Source organism: Pseudonocardia endophytica, assembly GCF_004339565.1.
Classification (GTDB): Bacteria; Actinomycetota; Actinomycetes; order Mycobacteriales; family Pseudonocardiaceae; genus Pseudonocardia; species Pseudonocardia endophytica.
Map to the genome: position 1 here is coordinate 1,824,444 of NZ_SMFZ01000001.1, position 16,916 is coordinate 1,841,359.

Annotated in this window: 14 protein-coding genes and 2 riboswitches; of the genes, 6 read left to right on the forward strand and 8 right to left on the reverse strand. The window is 73.2% G+C overall.

Annotated features, from left to right (window positions below; genetic code table 11):
- Together cynS and EV378_RS08125 are read left to right on the forward strand one after the other, a co-directional pair.
- Entirely contained in the window at positions 1 to 453 is a 453-nt protein-coding gene (gene cynS, locus EV378_RS08120; protein WP_132422288.1) for a cyanase, read from the forward strand.
- Positions 454 to 544: 91 nt separating this feature from the next.
- Positions 545 to 1,582, forward strand: coding sequence for a hypothetical protein (locus EV378_RS08125; protein ID WP_132422290.1), 1,038 nt, complete (start codon positions 545 to 547; stop codon positions 1,580 to 1,582).
- Between the two features lie 41 nt (positions 1,583 to 1,623).
- Here EV378_RS08125 and EV378_RS08130 read toward each other — a convergent pair whose 3' ends face one another.
- The 7 genes from EV378_RS08130 to EV378_RS08160 all read right to left on the reverse strand — a co-directional run bounded on the left by EV378_RS08130 (position 1,624) and on the right by EV378_RS08160 (position 11,041).
- Positions 1,624 to 3,288 carry a dipeptide ABC transporter ATP-binding protein gene (locus tag EV378_RS08130; protein WP_207908606.1) on the reverse strand — a complete coding sequence of 555 codons (1,665 nt, stop codon included), beginning with the start codon at positions 3,286 to 3,288 and terminating at the stop codon, positions 1,624 to 1,626.
- Positions 3,285 to 4,172 carry an ABC transporter permease gene (locus EV378_RS08135; protein ID WP_132422294.1) on the reverse strand — a complete coding sequence of 296 codons (888 nt, stop codon included), beginning with the start codon at positions 4,170 to 4,172 and terminating at the stop codon, positions 3,285 to 3,287. Before EV378_RS08135 ends, EV378_RS08130 begins: the two co-directional genes overlap by 4 nt.
- Positions 4,169 to 5,116, reverse strand: a complete 948-nt coding sequence (locus tag EV378_RS08140; protein WP_424511213.1) for an ABC transporter permease — start codon at positions 5,114 to 5,116, stop codon at positions 4,169 to 4,171. Before EV378_RS08140 ends, EV378_RS08135 begins: the two co-directional genes overlap by 4 nt.
- A 13-nt stretch (positions 5,117 to 5,129) precedes the next feature.
- Positions 5,130 to 6,731, reverse strand: a complete 1,602-nt coding sequence (locus EV378_RS08145) for an ABC transporter substrate-binding protein (RefSeq protein ID WP_132422296.1) — start codon at positions 6,729 to 6,731, stop codon at positions 5,130 to 5,132.
- A complete protein-coding gene (locus EV378_RS08150; RefSeq protein WP_132422298.1) occupies positions 6,728 to 8,095 on the reverse strand; it encodes an NtaA/DmoA family FMN-dependent monooxygenase in 1,368 nt (455 codons plus the stop codon). Before EV378_RS08150 ends, EV378_RS08145 begins: the two co-directional genes overlap by 4 nt.
- Positions 8,092 to 9,300 (reverse strand): LLM class flavin-dependent oxidoreductase, encoded by a 1,209-nt coding sequence (locus EV378_RS08155; protein WP_132422300.1) that lies wholly within the window; start codon positions 9,298 to 9,300, stop codon positions 8,092 to 8,094. The genes EV378_RS08150 and EV378_RS08155 overlap by 4 nt, the downstream gene beginning before the upstream one ends.
- A gap of 198 nt (positions 9,301 to 9,498) precedes the next feature.
- Positions 9,499 to 9,594: riboswitch (SAM riboswitch) on the reverse strand.
- Positions 9,595 to 9,943: 349 nt separating this feature from the next.
- The gene (locus tag EV378_RS08160; protein WP_132422302.1) at positions 9,944 to 11,041 is read right to left on the reverse strand and encodes an LLM class flavin-dependent oxidoreductase; all 1,098 of its coding nucleotides are present in this window, start codon (positions 11,039 to 11,041) and stop codon (positions 9,944 to 9,946) included.
- A 359-nt stretch (positions 11,042 to 11,400) separates the two neighbouring features.
- On the opposite strand from EV378_RS08160, the gene EV378_RS08165 reads away from it, so the two are divergent.
- Positions 11,401 to 12,498 (forward strand): LLM class flavin-dependent oxidoreductase, encoded by a 1,098-nt coding sequence (locus EV378_RS08165; protein ID WP_132422304.1) that lies wholly within the window; start codon positions 11,401 to 11,403, stop codon positions 12,496 to 12,498.
- Positions 12,499 to 12,512: 14 nt separating this feature from the next.
- Positions 12,513 to 12,626, forward strand: a riboswitch (SAM riboswitch).
- A 42-nt stretch (positions 12,627 to 12,668) separates the two neighbouring features.
- On the forward strand, positions 12,669 to 13,985 hold the full coding sequence (locus EV378_RS08170; RefSeq protein WP_341540413.1) for an aminotransferase class V-fold PLP-dependent enzyme: 1,317 nt from the start codon (positions 12,669 to 12,671) through the stop codon (positions 13,983 to 13,985).
- Between the two features lie 218 nt (positions 13,986 to 14,203).
- Here EV378_RS08170 and EV378_RS08175 read toward each other — a convergent pair whose 3' ends face one another.
- The gene (locus EV378_RS08175; protein ID WP_132422306.1) at positions 14,204 to 14,962 is read right to left on the reverse strand and encodes an ANTAR domain-containing protein; all 759 of its coding nucleotides are present in this window, start codon (positions 14,960 to 14,962) and stop codon (positions 14,204 to 14,206) included.
- Positions 14,963 to 15,288: 326 nt separating this feature from the next.
- Between EV378_RS08175 and EV378_RS08180 the strand changes: the two genes are divergently transcribed.
- Positions 15,289 to 16,047 (forward strand): hypothetical protein, encoded by a 759-nt coding sequence (locus EV378_RS08180; RefSeq protein ID WP_243653344.1) that lies wholly within the window; start codon positions 15,289 to 15,291, stop codon positions 16,045 to 16,047.
- Between the two features lie 69 nt (positions 16,048 to 16,116).
- Entirely contained in the window at positions 16,117 to 16,776 is a 660-nt protein-coding gene (locus EV378_RS08185; RefSeq protein WP_132422310.1) for a class F sortase, read from the forward strand.
- Positions 16,777 to 16,916: the final 140 nt, after the last annotated feature.

Genomic DNA, 16,916 nt, shown 5'->3' on the forward strand with positions numbered 1-16,916 from the left:
ATGTCCGACACCCCCACCCGCGCGCAGGCCGCACGCAGCGTCCTCGCCGCGAAGAAGCGTCTCGGCCTGCGCTGGGACAAGATCGCCGAGGCGGTCGACCGGTCGGTCGAGTGGTCGACGTCGGCGCTGCTCGGCCAGCAGACGCTCACCGCCGACCAGGCCCGGGCGGCAGGCGACCTGCTCGAGCTCGACCCGGCCACGGTCGAGGCCCTCACCTGGCCACCCGACCGCGGCGCGGAGGCCTCCGACACCACCGACCCGCTGGTCTACCGGCTCACCGAGGTCGTGCAGGTCTACGGGTCGACGATCTCGGAGCTGGTCCGCGAGGAGTTCGGCGACGGCATCGTCTCGGCGATCGACTTCGAGCTCGACCTGCACCGGGTCGAGGACCCGAAGGGCGACCGCGTGGTGATCACCCTCAACGGGAAGTTCCTGCCCTACCGGGTCTGGTGAACCCGACCGCGTTCACGGCACGGGCGGCCCGGGCGGGTCTGTGCCGTGAACGCGGGTCGACTAGTCTCACTGTGACTAGTCAGGGGGAACGATGCCGGCACCAGCGATCCACGACGGTCCGGTGGGTGAGCTGTCCGACGGGACCGTCCACTTCGTACCGATCGGCGAGATGGAGATCGACGAGGAGGCGGCCCGCTGCCATCTGTGCGGCGACTGGTTCCGGTCGGTCGGCGTCCATCTCCGTGTCCACGGCTGGGACCGCGCGGGCTACCGGGATGCGTTCGGCCTCGAGCGTGGTCAGTCGCTGGAGAGCCTGACCACGCAGCGGCGACGCTCGACGGCGCTGACCCGGCGCCGCGCCCGTGACCCGCGGGTGCGTGCGGGATGCGAGACGGGTCTGCGCTGGGCGACCAGTGGTGAGCTGACCCGCGCGGCGGCGACGTCGGCGCGCGGACGCCGCCAGCCCGAGCAACGCCGACGCAAGACGGTCCGCGCCCTGGAGAGCATCTCGGTCCGGGCCCGTGCGGAGGCGACGACCCGCGCCTCCGTCGCCCGCCTCCGCGACACCGCGGATCGCGTCGCCCGCAGCGCGGGTCACGACAGCATCGGGGATCTCGTGCGGGAACGTGTGGGTGCCGGCGCGAGCCTCGCCGAGCTCAGTCGCGAGGCCGGGCTGCACAAGGACTGGCTGTGCCGCCACCTCGCCACGATCGATCCGGAGTCGGCCGAGGAGATCAGGCCTCTGGTGTCCGGTCCGCGTCCGGTCCGCCACGACGCGGCGCTGCGCGAGCGGGTCGGCGCGGCGGGCTTCGACGACGTCGGCGACTACCTGCGCCGCCGGCATCTGACCGAGCACCGGACCGTCGCATCGATCGCGACCGAGCTGGGCGTGAGCCGACCGTCCGTCGACGCGGCCATGACCCGACACGGAGTGCCGGTCACCGTGCATGCCGCGGTGCGCAGGCGCACCGAGGAACGGGCGGCGGCCGTCGCCACCGACTTCGGATACGCCTGTCTCGCGGACTACCTGCACGCCCGCCGATCCGTCGGACTGAGCTGGCGGCGGATCGCCCACGAGTGCGGGCAGCCGGCCACCTGGCTCCGCAGGCGGTCAGGCCTTCCGGACTAGTCCGGGCTCGACCCGTCCACCCACCACGGCCACGTCTCCGATCAGTGACTCCCCACCCGTGATCGACGCGGTACGTCGACCGTCGCCGTCCGCCTGCGGCCGGCGATGGCCGCGAGCAGCTCTCGCGTGTACTCGTCGTGCGGGTCGTCGAACAGTTCGGCGGTCGGGCGCAGCTCGCGCAGCCGCCCGTCGCGCATCACGCCGACGCGGTGCGCGACGCGCCGGACGACGGCGAGGTCGTGCGAGATGAACAGGTAGGACAGCCCCTGGTCGCGCTGCAGCTCGGCCAACAGCTCCAGCACCTGCGCCTGGACGGAGACGTCCAGTGCGGACACGGGCTCGTCGCACACCACGAGATCCGGCGACAGCGCCAGCGCCCGCGCGATCGCCACCCGCTGGCGCTGCCCACCGGACAGTTCGACGGGCTGTCGGTCCAGTGTGGACGACGGTAGCGCGACCCGCTCCACCAGCTCCGCGGCGCGCGCCGCCCGCTCGGACGCGTCACCGACGGCGAACGCGCGCAACGGCTCGACGATCACCTCCCGCACGGTGAAGCGCGGGTCGAGCGACGCGTACGGGTTCTGGTAGACGAGCTGGGCCCTGCGCCGCAGCTGCCGCCACCGCTCGCCGCGCAGGGTCGTGACGTCCTCCCCGTCGAGGAGCACCTGCCCGGACGTCGGATCGGCCAGACGCAACAGCAGCCGCGCCGTCGTCGACTTCCCGGACCCGGACTCCCCCACCAGCGCGAGCGTCTCGCCGCGAGCGATCGTGAACGACACGTCGTCGACGGCGCGCAGCGTCCCGCGCCGCCAGCTGCCACGGGCGCGCGGCAGGGGGAAGTCCTTCACCAGGCCGCGGACCTCGGCGATCGGCGCCTCGGCCGTCGGTGACAGCGGCACCGGGGGCGGCGGGTCGGTCACGGCGAGGCCGGGCGCCGCGGCGAGCAGGCGCCGCGTGTACACCTGGGCCGGGTGCGCCAGGATCTCCGCGACCGGTCCCTGCTCGACGATCCGGCCGTCCGACATCACGACGATCCGGTCCGCGCGATCGGCGGCCACCGCCAGGTCGTGGGTGATCAGCAGCAGCGCGCTGCCGGTCTCGGCGCGCAGCACGTCGAGGTGGTCCAGGATCGCAGCCGCGATCGTCGCGTCCAGCGCGCTGGTCGGTTCGTCGGCGATCAGCAGGCCGGGATCCGCCGCGATCGCGACGGCGATCAGCACGCGTTGCCGCATGCCGCCGGAGAGCTCGTGCGGGTACTGCCCGGCCCGCACATCCGCCTCCGGCAGCCCGGCCCGTTCCAGCAACTCGACGGCGCGGGCGGGCGCGGAACGCCGGTCGGCCAGGCCGTGGGTGCGCAGCGCCTCGGCGACCTGCACGCCGACGCGCTGCACCGGGTTCAGCGCGACGCCCGGGTCCTGCGGCACCAGCCCGATCCGGGCGCCACGCACCCGTCGCAGCTGCTTCTCGCTCCGTCCGGTCAGCTCCTCGCCGTCCAGCGTGACCGACCCGGCGCGCACGGCGCCGTTCGTGGGCAGCAGCCCGATCACGGCCTGGGCGAGCGTGGACTTCCCGGACCCGGACTCTCCGACGACGGCGACCACCTCGCCCGCGGCGACGTCCAGGTCGACGCCGCGGACGGCGTCGACGGTGCCGCCCGCGACCCGGTAGTCGACCTCCAGGCCGCGGACCTGCAGCAGACCGGTCACCGGGCACGCCCCCACTCGCCGTCGAGCGCCCGCGAGATCCGGTTCACGGCGAGCACCGCGGCCGCGATCATCAGGCCCGGCATCGCGCAGAGCCACCACGCTCCTGCCAGGTAGTTGCGGCCCTCTGCCACCAGCGACCCCCACTCGGGAGCGGGCGGGGGCGCGCCGTAGCCGAGGAACGACAGCGACGACACGGCGAGGATCGCGAGCCCGAACTCCAGCACGGCGAGCACGAGCACCGGCCCGGCCGCGTTCGGCAGCACGTGCCGTCCGAGCGTCACCCACCACCGGGTCCCGACGGCCCGCGCCGCCTCGACGTAGACGGTCCGCCGGATCCGCATCGTCTCCGCGCGCATCACGCGGGCGAAGTTCGCGACGCTGGCGATGCCGACGGCGATCGCCACGTTGATCGTCCCGAACCCCAGCGCCGTGATCAGGGCCAGCGACAGCAGGATCGGCGGGATCGCGAGCAGCACGTCCACGACGCGCATCAGGCCCTCGTCGACCCAGCCGCCCGCAAAGCCGGCCGCGAGCCCGAGCAGCCCGCCGACCACCAGCGCGACCGCGACCGCGATCACGGTGGCCTGCAACGACAACGACGCCCCGTGCACGACGCGCGTCCACACGTCGCGCCCGAGGTAGTCGGTGCCGAGCCAGTGTCCCGGACCCGGGGGCCGGAGCTTCTGCGACGGGACGGCGAACGCCGGGTCGCCCGGCGCGAACAGCGACGGCGTGAACGCCGACACCAGCACGAACACCACGATCAGCCCGGACACGACCAGGCCGGGCCTGCTGCGCAGGAAGCGCACCAGGGTCAGCCTGCGCCGGTCGGTCCGCGGTGGATCGGCCGAGCGTGCGGCCGTCCGGTCGAGCAGCTCCGTCACGACCCACCTCCGGTGGACACCGCGACCCGGGGGTCGAGCAGCGGATAGACGAGGTCGACGAGCAGGTTGACCAGCACGAACACGAGCGCGGCGAACAGCACCACGCCCTGCACGACCGGGATGTCCTGCACGCCGACCGAGGACACGGTCAGCCGACCCAGGCCGGGACGGGTGAACACGGTCTCCACCACGACGGTGCCGGCCAGCAGGTTGCCCGCGACGTAGCCGAGCACGGTCAGCGCCGGGATCGCGGCGTTGCCCAGTGCGTGCCGCAGGTGCACGGCCGCCGGTCCGACGCCCTTGGCCCGCGCCGTCGTCACGTACGGCTCGTCGAGCGCCTGGACCATGCTCTTGGCCAGCACCTGCGCGACCAGCGCGCCCATCGGCAGGCCGAGCGTGATCGCGGGCAGGACGAGCGACTCCGGCCCGCGCGCGCCGACCGACGGCAGCCACCCGAGCCGGAACGAGAACAGCTGCACCAGCATCAGGCCGACCCAGAACACCGGCAGCGACACCGCCAGCGACGGCAGCGCCATCAGCGCCTGGGACAGCCAGCGCACCCGGGTGTAGGTCGCGACGAGCGCGACCGCTGTCCCGAACAGGATCGCGAACGCGAGCCCGCACAGCGCGACCTGCACCGTCGACGGGAGCGCCTCCCCGATCGCCGACCGCACGGGCTGCCCGGTCGCGAACGACGTGCCCAGGTCACCCTGCAGGGCCGCCCACAGCTTGTGTCCGTACTGGACGATCACCGGCTGGTCCAGCCCGTACTGGGCGCGCAGCGCGTCCAGCTCGGCCGGGGTGACCGGCTGGTCGGAGCCGCCGGCCATCGTCGCCACCGGGTCCCCCGGCAGCAGGTAGAGCACGACGAACGAGACCGTGTACGCCGCCCACATCACGGCGACGGCGAACCCGAGCCGCCGCAGCAGGTAGGGCACGGTCACGACGCCACCTCCCTCACTCGGATTTCCACGTGTCGTGCAGCTGGATCCGCGACGACGCGTCGAACGCCAGGTCGTGCGTCGACGGCGCGACACCGAGCGTCGTGGTGAGCTCGACGACCGGCACCGTCAGGTGCTGCGCGGCGATCAGCTGCTGGGCCTGCCCCGCGATCTGTGTGCGCTTCGCCGGGTCGGTGGCCGCGGCCTGCCCGGTCAGCAGGGCGTCCAGCGGCCCCGGCGGGAACCGGTAGTAGTTCGCCCCGCCGCTCCAGTAGGTGGCCCGCAGGATGTCCGGGTCGGCGCGGGTCAGGTTGCCCCACAACGCCGTGAACTGGCCGCTCTGCTGGATCTGCGCGACGTCGGAGATCTGCTTCTCCTGCAGCTGCACGTCGATCCCGACGCCGCGCAGCTGCTGCTGGAGCAGCTCCAGCGCCGGCTTCGTGGTGGAGATGTTCTGGGCGAACGTCACCGGGATGGTCAGCTTCGTCCCGCCCTTGGCCCGGATCCCGTCCGGACCGGCCTTCCACCCGGCGGCGTCCAGCACGGCGCCGGCACGGGCGGCGTCGAAGCCGTACTGCGCGGACTGGTCCGCATAGGACGGTGTGGTCGACGCGAGCGGGCCGGTCGCGGGCTTCGTCTGCGACGTGTAGACGGCCGACACGACCTCGGGCCGGTTGATCCCGAGGGAGACGGCCTCGCGGACCGCCGCGTCCTTGCCGAGCGCGGTGGACAGGTTGAACGAGATCCCGAACGGGAGACCGGGGTTGGCCCGCGACGGCAGCCCGATCCCGGCCCCGGACAGCGGCGCCTCGTCCTGCGGGCCGACGCTGGCGACGGCGTCGATCTCGCCGGACTGCAGGCTGCCGGTGCGCACGCCGGACTCGGGCACGACGCGGAACTCGGCCCGGTCCAGATAGGCCTCGCCGGGGTGCGTGAACAGCGACGAGCCCCAGTTGTAACCGGCGCGCTTCGTCAGGACCGTCGACTGGTCCTTCGTGTAGGACTCGAGCACGAACGGCCCGGACCCGACGACACCCTGGCAGCGCTCGTCGTCGGTCTTCGCCACGCTCGACGGCGCCAGCAGGCCGAGGCTGTGCGTCGACGTGCCCTGCAGGAACTGCACGTTCGGCTGGGCGAACCGGACGGTGAACTCCGTCGGGCTCGTCACCGTCGTGCCCTGGTAGCCGGCGAGGTAGCCCTTGGGCAGCGTGCCGCGGGCCCCGATCGTCGGGACCCGGTCGAAGTTCGCCTTCACCGCGTTCGCGTCGACGGGCGTGCCGTCGGAGAACGTGGCGCCGGGGCGCAGCGTGAACGTCCAGGCCGTGGCGTCGGCGTTCGACGACCACTTCGTCGCCAGCCACGGCGTGATCGCGCCGCTCTGCGGATCCTGGTCGGTCAGCGAGTCGACGATCTGGCGCAGGGAGTAGATCGAGTCGTTGCTGCCCACCTGCTGCGGGTCGGCGCAGCCCTGGTCGGAGGACACGGCGAACAGGAGCGTGCCCCCGGGCCGGGGCGGTCCCGCGTCGGCGGCCGGGTCGGAGCCTCCCCCGCCACCGCAGGCGGTCAGGACGAGAGCGGCCGCGGCGAGCGCCGCGGCGACACGGGCGGTGCGACTCACGACGCCACCGCCGCGGAACGCTCGCCGAACCGCGACGGGGACGCGAGACCGAGGTTCTCGCGCAGCGTCCCGCCGGCGTACTCGCCGCGGAACACGCCCCGCTCCTGGAGGATCGGCACCACCCGGTCGACGAACTCGTCGAGCCCGGACGGGCTGACGTGCGAGCCGACGATGAACCCGTCGCAGGCGTCGGCCTGGACGTACCGGTCGATCTCGTCGGCCACCGTCTGCGGCGTACCGACGAACACGGCGCGGTCGAACACCTTCTTCACGACTCCTCGCAGCGAGAGGTTCTCCGCCTCGCCGATCTCGCGCCAGGTCTTCGCCGTGGCGTGCGCGTCCTGGGTCAGCGGGGCCCGGCCGCGGATCCACTTCGGACCGTCGGTGACCGGGTCGAGGTCCGGTACCGGCCCGTCCGGGTCGACGCCGGACAGGTCCCGGTTCCAGACCATCTCGGCGAGCACGATCGCCGTGAACGGGTCGACCTGGCGGTCGTGGATCTCCGCATGCCGCTCGCGGGCCTCCGCCTCGGTGTCCCCGAGCACCACGGCGGCCGACGGCAGGATCCGCACCTCGTCCGGGTTGCGGCCGGCCTTCGCGACGCGCGCCTTCACGTCGTCGTAGAACGCGCGGGCCTCGTCGAACTTCTGGTAGCGGCTGAAGATCGCGTCGGAGTGGGCGGCGGCGAAGTCCCGTCCGGCAGGCGACTCGCCGGCCTGCAGGATCACCGGGTGGCCCTGCGGGCTGCGCGGCACGGTGAACCGGCCGGCGATGTCGAACTGGTTGCCGGACACGGCGAAGTCGCCGACGTGCCCGTCGCGCAGGAACGCACCGGACTCCGGGTCGGCGACGACGGCGTCGGAGCCCCAGGAGTCCCACAGCGCCCGGACGGCGGCGAGCGTCTCGCCCGCCCGCTCGTAGCGCTGGTGGTGGCCGAGGTAGCCGCCGCGGCGGAAGTTCTCGCCGGTGTCGGCGTCCGAGCTGGTCACGACGTTCCACGCGGCCCGGCCGCCGGACAGCACGTCCAGCGTGGCGAACTTGCGGGCCAGCTCGTACGGCTCGTTGTACGTCGAGTTGATCGTGCCGGCGAGTCCGATGTGGTCGGTCAGCGCGGCGAGCGACGCGAGCACGGTGAACGTGTCCGGACGGCCGACCACGTCCTGGTCGAAGATCTCCTCACCTCGGGTGCGCAGCCGCAGGCCCTCGGCGAGGAACAGCAGGTCGAGCTTGCCGCGCTCGGCGCTGCGCGCCCAGTGCTCGAACGACGAGAAGTCGATGTGGCTGCCGGAGGCGGGGTCGCTCCACACCGTGTCGTGGTTGACGCCCGGGAAGTAGGCGCCCAGGACGATCTGCTTGCGGGTCACGCAACACTCCCTGCGTAGCGGCTGGCGGGACGCGGCAGCCCGAAACGGGCGCGCAGCGTGTCCTCGGAGTAGGCGGTGCGGAACGCGCCGCGGCGCTGCAGTTCCGGCACGAGGCCGTCGACGATCGCGTCGAGGTCGGTGGGCAGTACGGCGGGTCGCAGGCGGTAGCCGGCGAGCCCGGCCGCCCGCCAGTCGAGCAGGAGGTCGGCGAGGCCGTCCGCGCTCGTGGCGATCACCGCGGCGTCACTGCTCAGGGCTTCGACGGCGTCGAGTCGCTCCCGTCGTTCGCGCGCGGCCCGCTCGGTGTCGGCGAGCACGACGACCAGGTCGGCGAGGATCCGCAGCGGTTCGCCGTCACGGCCGACGTCGCGCTCGGCGGCGCGCACCTGCTCGACGAGCGTGACCGCGTCGCCGGAGTCCCGCGGCGTGACGAACACGGCGTCCGCGGACCGCGCGGCCAGCCGGAACGGCTCCCAGCCGTGCCCCAGCGACACGACGAGCGGCTGGCCCTGCGGCGGGCGCGGCACGATCGACGGACCGCGCACCGAGAACCGTGGCCCCTCGAAGTCGACGTGGTGGATCCTGTCCCGGTCCAGGAACCGGTTCGTGGCGGCGTCCCGGATCTCGGCGTCGTCCTCCCAGGAGTCCCAGAGCCGCCGGACGACCTCGACCGCGTCGGCTGCCTCACCGAACAGCTCGTCGACCAGCGCACGGGCCTGCGGGGAGTCCAGCTCGTCGCGCGACACCCCGGCGATCGTGCGACGGCCGAAGTGCGCGGCCTCGTCCGGGCGGACCGACGTCTGCACCCGCCAGCCGGCCCGGCCGCGCGAGTCGTGGTCGAGCGTGGCCAGCGCGGACGCGACGTGGAACGGCTCGGTGTGTGTCGTGGTGACGGTCGGGACCAGGCCGATCCGGGTGGTCAGCGGCGCGACGAACGCGGCGACCAGCTCGGCGTCGAGCCTGCCCTGCACGCGGTGTGTGCTGCGGTCGGGGGCCGCGAGGTGGTCGCCGGACTGCAGGCCGAACGCGTCCTCGAACGTGACGAGGTCGAGCAGGCCGCGCTCCGCGGTGCGCACGAGATCGACCCAGTAGCGGGCGGTGAACAGGTCGGCGGGCCGAGCGCCCGGCTCGCGCCAGGCGGCGGGGTGCCAGCCCGCGCCGTCGAGCGCGACGGCGAGGTGGACGTTCGAGTCCGATGTGGACATGGTGGGACGCGGCTTCCTGCGGTGCGCGACCGCGGCTTCCCGCGGTCCGGGACCGCGGAGCGGGGGTTCGGGAGGAGCGGAGCGGTCAGCCCGTACAGGCCGCGCTCGTCACCCGCAGCAGGTCCACGTGACGCCGGTAGCGGGCGTGGTGCACGCGCAGCGGCGCCGCGGCCCGGTCTCCGAGCTCCCCCATGACGACCTCCATCGCCCCCGATCGGAGCACCCTCACCCGGAGTGTCCGGGGGGTTGCTGCGGCGTCGACGAGTCGGGTCTCTCGGCCGCTCTGGATGGTGCGGGTTCGACTCTAGGTAGCCGGACCCGTCGGGTGTCAATGGTCGGACGCGAGCGTGACCGGCGTCGCTCTCACTGCCCGGCAGGCGCGTCCACATTGTGGGATCACTTGCGCGGCAGTGCATGTCGAACGACCCAGCTGGAGGTTCGACGGCCGGCGCGCGCAGCCCGTCGGTGACTCGTCCGGACAGGACGGAGCGCGCGGTCCCGGCGACTGGGACACGGTGCACATCCTGGCGCGACGTCGCAGGGACTCACCGGACCGCGCAGCGCCCGCAGGTTCTGCGACGACGGGGCACGCACTGCGGGGTGCGATCCGGAGCGCCACGCTCGGCGTCCTCGGGCGCCCGGGTCACCGCGCCGCCCAGGCGTCGGCGAGCAGGCGGTAGGAACCGACCCGGTCGGCGTGGTCGTGGGTGATCGTCGTGACCAGCAGCTCGTCGGCCCGGGTCAGATCGCGCAGCGCGGCCAGCCGGTCGACGACCGTCCCGGCGTCGCCGACGAACTGCGTGTCCAGGCGGTCGGCCACGAGGTCGGGGTCCCACTCGTAGGCGCCGGCACCCGTGGCGTCCGGGAACGGGATCGCGCCCGCGCCGGTGCGGATGCTGTGCACCCACGGCGCGTAGCCGGCGGCGAGCTCGCGGGCGTGCGCGTCGTCGCGGCCGACGACGACGTCCGCGGACACCATCACCCACGGCCGCTCCAGCCCCGCCGACGGGCGGAACGCGGCCCGATAGCCCTCCACCGCGTCGAGCACGGTCGCCGGGCTGACGTGGTAGTTCGCCGCGAACGGCAGCCCGCGGGCACCCGCGACCTCAGCGCTCTCGCCACCGCTGGAACCCAGCACCCACGTCTGGACGTCGGCGCCCTCACCCGGCGTCGCGTGCACCTCGACGTCCTCGCCGGACCGGTGCGTGCCCGCGATCAGGCCGAGCACCGTGTCCACGACCTGCGCGTAGTCCGACGCCTGCGCGCCCGGCTGGCGGATCAGCTCCAGCTGCGCCCGGAACCGCGGCGAGCGCAGGATCCCGGCCAGCGACACCGGCGCCGGGATCACGACACCGTCGACGACGCGCCGCTCGGTGTGCCCGTTGTCGCGCCTCGGCCCCTTCGGCCCGCCGGAACGGCCCAACCCGAGGTCGATCCGGCCCGGGAACAACGCGTCCAGCGTGCCGAACTCCTCGACCACCGACAATGCCGTCCGGTGCCCGGTCTGCACGGCGCCGGACCCGACCCGGATCCTCCCGGTCGCGGCCGCGACGGCCTGCATGAGCAGCGTCGGCACCGCGCCCGCGACACCAGGGTTGAGGTGGTGCTCGGCCAGCCAGAAGCGTCGGTAGCCGAACCGCTCGGCCGCCCGGGCGAGGTCGACGGTGTTGGCGAACGCCTCCCCGACCGACGAGCCGGCCGGGATCGGGGACAGGTCGAGAACCGACAGCGGGACGGACATGCGAGAACTCCGAGAAGGGGCGACGGGTGACGGTCCGCAGGCGCGACGCTCACCGACAGCCCGCGGAGCGGGTCCGGCACAGGTCGAGATAGCGACGACCCACCAGCCGGACTCCACCCCTCACCCCTCGATCCTGTGCCCGGCACGTCCCGGCACGCAAGCGCGTGGCCCGCACCACACCCGTTGACACCCGCCCCGGGCGGGTCGACGCTGCGACGCATGTCCCGCCGCCACGACCTGACGCGCCGCCGTCACGTCGATCTGCACCGGGTCACCGCACAGGGCTGTCGCTGACCTCCGCCGCGCCTGCACACCCGCGACGGTCCCCGTCGCATCCCCCTCTGCCCGGAGGCAGCCCCATGAGGTTCCAGGTCCTCGACATCGTCCCGCACGCGCCGCACCCGGTGACCGGGGAGATCATCCCGGTGCACGAGCGACTCGAGCGCGTCGTCGAGACGGCCGTCCGGGCCGAACGCCTCGGGTTCGACTCCTACGCCGTCGGCGAGCGACACGCCGGGGAGTTCGTGTCCAGCGCCCCGACCGTGCTGCTCGGCGCGCTCGCCCAGGCCACCGAACGGATCCTGCTGTCCACCGGCGTCACGGTGATCTCGCTGCTGGACCCGGTCCGCGTGGCCGAAGATTATTCCACAGTGGACCAGCTGTCCGGCGGGCGGCTGGAGATCGTGATCGGGAAGGGCAACGAGGACAAGCACTTCGGCATGTTCGGCCTGGAGCTCGGCAGGCAGTACGAGTACCTCACCGAGAACTACGAGCTGCTGCGCCGCCTGCTCCGCGAGACCGACGTGCACTGGGACGGCACGCACCACGCCGACCTGCACGGCATCACCACGTTCCCGCGCCCGTTCGACGGCCCGTTCCGGATCTGGCACGGCTCGGCCACCTCGACCGACGCCGTCGACCTGGCCGCGAAGTGGGGGGACCCGCTGTTCTCGGCGAACGCGCTGCAGCCCCGCGAGGCCTACCAGGTGCTGATCGACCGGTACCGCGAGAAGCTCGCCGAGCACGGCCACGACCCGTCCGTCGGCTACGTCGGCTCCGGGTCCGGCGGCCTGTTCCTCGCCGACACCGACGACGAGGCGATCCGCCAGTACCGGCCGCTCTACGAGGCGATCGCGGCGAAGCTCGCGGCCGCGCACGCCGGGGACGCGCGCAAGGGCAAGACCATGTCGTTCACGACGATCGAGGACGCCGTCGCGCACGGCCCCGCGCTCGTCGGGACACCGGAGCGGGTCGCGGCCAAGATCCTCGACTACCACAAGTCCTACCGGCACGACGTCCAGTCGATCTCGATCAACCCCTCCCTGCCGTACCCGCAGCAGCAGGAGGTGCTGGACCGCTTCGCCGAGGAGGTGATCCCGCTCGTGCAGCGCGAGGTCACGACGACACTGTGGGGCCCGGAGGACGGTGGGCGCGCGGCCGGGTTCACGGCCTGCTAGCGTCCTCGGCGATAGGTCACGAGCGTCAGCGCGAAGCCCCGGCTAGCTGACCGGCAACCCTCCTCCGCGGTGGGGTGCCCCGGGTGATGACCCGGCCGGCGCGATCCCGCGACCGGCAAGCGCGGATCCGGACACCCTGTCCCGGGTCCTCGAGATCCGGAGGCCGGATCGTGCTGTCCACCCTGCCCGCCATCACCCGCGCCCTGCCCACGGTCGTCGGCGACGACCTGACCGTCCCGCTCGTCGACGGCCGCCGCGTCCGCTACGTCGACCTGGACGCGGCAGCGAGCACGCCGCCGCTGCGGTCCGTCGCCGACCACGTCGCGGACGTCCTGCCGTACTACGGCAGCGTGCACCGCGGGGCGGGCCACACGTCACGCGTCTGCACGGCGCTGCTGGAGCGGGCCCGCACGGACGTCGCCCGGTTCGTCGGAGCCCGGCCGGACGACGCGCTCGTGCTGACCCGCCACACGACCGACGCGCTCGGCCTGCTCGCGTCCGCGGTGCCCGGACCCGTTGTGACACTGGACCTGGAGCACCACGCGACTCTGCTGCCGTGGCGTGCGCACCGCGTCGTCCGTGCCCGGCGGACGGTCGCAGAGACCCTGGACGCGCTGCGCGGCGAGCTGGCCGCCCGGCCCGCCGCGCTCGTCGCGATCACCGGGGCGTCCAACGTGACCGGCGAGATCCTCCCGGTCGCCGACGTCGTCGCGCTGGCACACGCGGCCGGCGCCCGGGTGTGCGTGGACGCCGCACAGCTCGCCCCGCACCGCCGCGTCGACCTGGCCGGCTGGGGCGCCGACTACCTCGCACTGTCCGCGCACAAGCTGTACGCGCCCTACGGCGCGGGCGTGCTCGTCGGGCGCCGGGACTGGCTGGACGCCGCGCCGCCGCACCTGGCCGGCGGTGGCGCGGTCCGGTCCGTCGCCCTCGACGGGGACAGGTGCGAGACGGCGTGGCTGCCGGCCCCGCAACGCCACGAGGGCGGCACGCCGAACCTGCTCGGCGCCGTCGCGCTGGCCGCGGCCTGCCGGGCGCTCGACCCGGTGCTCGACGACACGATTCCCGCCCACGAGGCGGAGCTCGCCGGCCTGCTGCACGACGGCCTCGCGACCGTGCCGGGACTGACGACGCTGTCCGCCTTCGCCGACGCCCCGGACCGGACGGCCACCGTGTCGTTCACGCTTCCCGACCTGCCTGCCGGGCTGGTCGCGGCGGCGCTGTCCGCCGAGCACGGGATCGGCGTCCGCGACGGGAAGTTCTGCGCCCACCCGCTCGTCGACCGCCTGACCGGCGGCTCCGGCGCCGTCCGGACGAGCCTCGGCCTGCGCACCACCGCCGACGACGTCGAGCGGCTGGTCGGCGCACTGTCCGATCTGGCCCGCCGCGGTCCGACGTGGACCTACGCGCTGACCGACGGTCGCTGGACCCCGCGTCCGGACCCCCGCCCGCTCGACGTCGTCGAACCCCCGACGTCCGCGGCGTGACGAGGATCGGGCCGTCGGCCCGGTACACCGCCCGCACCCGACGGACCGGGCGACCGGTGCGACTCCGAGCCGCCACACGGACGGTCCGTGCGCCTGGCGACGTTCACTGCCGCGCGGCGGCCTGCGTGTGCCGGGCGTCGGGTCGGGATCCTGGCTACCGCGCACGAGCGAACGACGACCTCTGATCGAGACGGCGGAGGGTCCGGCCTCCCGCGGCCCTAGCGGCTCGACCCGTTCGACGGTCGCCGCGTGCGACGGTGTCCGGACGAGGCCGGGCCGACGATCGACGCCGGGTCGATGCTCCCGTCCACGATCTCGCGGGAGAGGTCGGCCAGGCCTCTGCTGCCACGACGTGCGTGACCGCGTAGGAGTCCGAACGCCTCGTCGACGGGGAGTCGCGTGTGCCCGGCCACGATCCCCGTGGCCTGGTCGATCACCACCCGGCTCTGCAGCGCCGTCTGCAGGTGCCGGACCTCCTGGGCCGCGCGGTCGGCTTCGTCACCGGCCCGGATGGCGATCGTGGTCGCATCGGCGAGCACCTGGGCGACGGCCAGATCGGGGAGCCTGCCCGCGTGGCCGAGCAGCAGCAGCGCTCCGGTCCCGTCGTCGTGGCGGATCGGAAGGGCCCACGCCCCGGTGACACCGGCGTCGAGGGCCTTGACGACGAACCCCAGCCATCGTGGTCGCGCGCTCTCGAGCCGCTCGCAGGAGACGGCGCGGCCACTCGTCGCGCACTCGCGAGCCGGCCCGGACGTGAAGCCCGCGCCGACGACGCGCCCCAACGTCTCGTCGTCGTGTCCGACGTGGACGGAGCGTGCGCTGACGGCTCCGGAGCGGATCTCCGCGCCTGCCGTCACGCCGAGGAGGCTCCCCGCGATCCGGACCAGCGAGACCAACGCGGGCTCCGGATCTCGCGACCGGCGCGCGACGAGGTCCAACGCCGCGAGCGCGACGCGCAGATCGTCCGGTTGCGTCATCGTCCATGCGTTCGGCCGAACGGGTCGTCCGGTTCGTGGTCGATTGCCTCGGGTCTCCGACGAGCGTCGGCCCGACACGCAGCGGGTGGTCGCCGCTGCGTCCGGACATCCGGACCGGACGATTACACAGGGCAACTGAAGCGCCTGCCCTGTCGGCTGATCACCTCGCTTCCGGACCGGGCCGGAAATCCGATCGAACCGATTCGGACGACGCTTCCGAATACTGGTCCGTCAGAGGTTCCGAATGTGCTCGGTCGAGGTCGAGGAGGACTTCCATAATGCTGCGTTCCGTTCGACGCGTTGTTGGCGTCACTACTATTGGGCTCGTGGCTGCGGCGGTGACCGGTCTCGGCACGGGCGTCGCATCCGCCGCCCAGAACCCGCCGCCGGTCGCGATGATCACGAACCTGACCGGCCAGTCGACGTCGGTGAAGCTGGACTCCGGCTTCGTCGGGGCGCTGGGACAGCTCGGCGTCGAGCCCTCGCCGGAGGGCAGCGCGAAGGTCGAGAACGGCTCCGCGTCGTTCCCGATCACCGGCGGCAACGTCACGGTCTACAAGCCGGGCGAGGTCAACCCCTACGTCCAGGGCAAGATCGAGCACGACGGCAGCGGGCTCAACCTGACCAAGGGTGACACCAAGGTCACGATCTCGGACTTCGTGATCGATCCGGGAGACCCGGCGTTCCTGTCCGGCAAGGTCGAGGCGAACGGCAAGGTCGCCGCCGAGTCGCTGAAGCTGTTCGACCTGAACGGCTCGACGCTCAAGCCGATCATGGTCGACTCGGCGGCCGGCACGGCTACGCTGACCGGCACGACCGTCACGCTGTCCAGCGAGGCGGCCCAGGCCCTGAACGGCGTGTTCAAGACCGACGCGCTCAAGGGCGGTACGACGATCGGGATCGCCACGATCGTCGTCAACACGAAGAGCGGTGACATGCCGATGCCGAGCGGCGGTGTGGACACCGGTGGCGGCAGCACGTCGGGCACCGAGGACACCGGCCTGATCGTCGCAGGCGCCCTCCTGCTCCTGGGTGCGGGCACCGTCGTGGTCGTCGCGCGCCGTCGCCGGGCCGGCCAGAGCTGATTCCCTGGTTCCCGCCCGCCGGATTCCCGGCGGGCGGGACCGTCTCCATCTCGTGGGAAGGACGGCCCGATGAACGGCACGTCCACTCCGCCCCGGCACCGCAGGGTCGCGACGGTGGTCGCGGCACTGCTCGCCGTCGCCGGGCTGGTCCTGCTGGTCACGGCCGTTCTCGGGCAGAGGTCCGCGCCGGAGCCGGTTACCTCGACGGTGCCGGCGCCACCGGTCGTCGTGAACGGTCCCGCCGATCTCCCGGTCCCGGCGGGAAAGATCCTCCCCGCCGCGACGCCGACGTCGGTCGCCATCCCGTCGATCGGCGTCCGCTCGGTGCTCAACCAGGTCGGGCTGAACCCGGACGGCACGCTCCAGGTCCCGGCGCCGGGCCCGCTCTACGACGAGGCCGCCTGGTACCGCGACTCGGCCGAACCCGGGACGATCGGGCCCGCCGTGATTCTCGGGCACATCGACTCCAAGGAGAACGGCCCGTCGGTGTTCTTCGATCTGGGCCGCGTGAAATCCGGCGACCGAATCGACGTGAACCGCTCCGACGGCACCGTCGCGACATTTCTCGTCGACTCCGTCAGCAGATTTCCGAAGGACGAGTTCCCATCACGCAGCGTGTACGGCATCACGGACCGTGCCGAGCTGCGGGTGATCACCTGCAGCGGCAGCTTCGACGCCGCGACGGGTAACTACCGCGACAACACCGTGGTGTTCGCACACCTGGTCTGATCGGTTCACCCGGCCACCTGACCGGGTTGTTTCACATCCGGGGGCGTACCCCCACTCGGCGCGTGTCGTTAGACCTGTCGAGGGACATCAAGCGCTGTCCCTGCTCCCCCGGCTCGCTCCCCGTACACGCCTGACCCCAG